Below are 1,161 nucleotides of genomic sequence, written 5' to 3' on the forward strand. Positions count from 1 at the left end.
CGCAGCGTGTGATGCTGGCCCGCACCCTTTTGCTGCGTCCGCATTTGCTGGTGCTCGATGAGCCGACTCAGGGCGTGGATGTTTCCGGGCAGGCGGAGCTTTATCGCCTGATTGACGAGATCCGCCGTGAACTTGATTGCGCCGTTCTGATGATTTCGCATGATCTGCATCTGGTGATGGCCAAAACCGATCAGGTGGTGTGCTTCAATCGCCATGTCTGTTGTTCGGGCATTCCCGAAACCGTGCGTCAGCATCCGGAATACCGGTCTTTGTTTGGCGTGCGCGAGGCCGATGCGATTGGTATCTATCACCACGAACATGATCACGAACATGATCTTTCGGGCCATGTTGTTGGCGGATGTGGTCACGATCATTCGCATGACCATGGGCATCACCATCATGCAGATGATCACGCGCATGATCACAATAAAGCCGTCAAAGAAGGGGCGGGAACAAACCAATGATGGATGATTTCCTGTTTCGTGCCGTTTTGGGCGGTGTTTTGCTGGCCGTCGTTTGTGGCCCGTTCGGCGCCTTTATCGTCTGGCGACGCATGGCATTCTTTGGCGACATGCTGGCGCATACGGCATTGCTGGGGGTGGCGCTTGGTCTTCTGATCGGGGTCGATGTGCGGATCGGCATGATCGCGACCTGTCTTGCGGCCGCGCTTATTCTGGCCTATGGCCAGCGGCAATCGCGGATTGGCAGTGATACGGTGCTGGGCATGCTGGCCCATTCCACGCTGGCACTGGGTATGGTCGCGCTTGCCTTTGTGCAAGGGGTTGCTGTTGATCTGATGGCTTATCTGTTTGGAGATATTCTGGCGGTCAATACCGGGGATATCTTGCTTTTGGCGGTTGGCGGGGCCTTTGCTCTTGGCATCCTTGCATGGATGTGGCGGCCTTTGCTTGCGCTGACAGTCAGCCCTGAGATTGCCGCGGCCGAAAGCATTCCGGTCGAACGGCTGCGTTTGATCTTCATGCTTCTGATGGCACTTGTGATTGGCATGGCGATCAAGATTGTCGGGGTCTTGCTGATTACAGCCCTTCTGATCGTCCCGGCCGCCAGTGCGCGTTTCTTTGCCCGCACACCTGAACAGATGGCGGTTGGGGCCGGTCTGTTTGGTGCGGCATCGGTTCTGGCGGGGATTTCCCTGTCCTG

Annotated in this window: 1 protein-coding gene and 1 pseudogene; both read left to right on the forward strand. The window is 56.9% G+C overall.

The genetic code is table 11. From position 1 onward, the window contains the following. Positions 1 to 464 (forward strand): annotated as a pseudogene (locus tag B2T33_RS12215) (zinc ABC transporter ATP-binding protein); the annotation flags it as partial. Next, positions 461 to 1,161 (forward strand): iron chelate uptake ABC transporter family permease subunit (locus B2T33_RS12220; protein WP_286792116.1); only part of this gene is annotated, 701 nt, incomplete at its 3' end. The pseudogene B2T33_RS12215 and the gene B2T33_RS12220, both read left to right, overlap by 4 nt.

The organism is Thalassospira sp. UBA4513 (assembly GCF_002388495.1).
GTDB classification, from domain to species: Bacteria; Pseudomonadota; Alphaproteobacteria; order Rhodospirillales; family Thalassospiraceae; genus Thalassospira; species Thalassospira tepidiphila.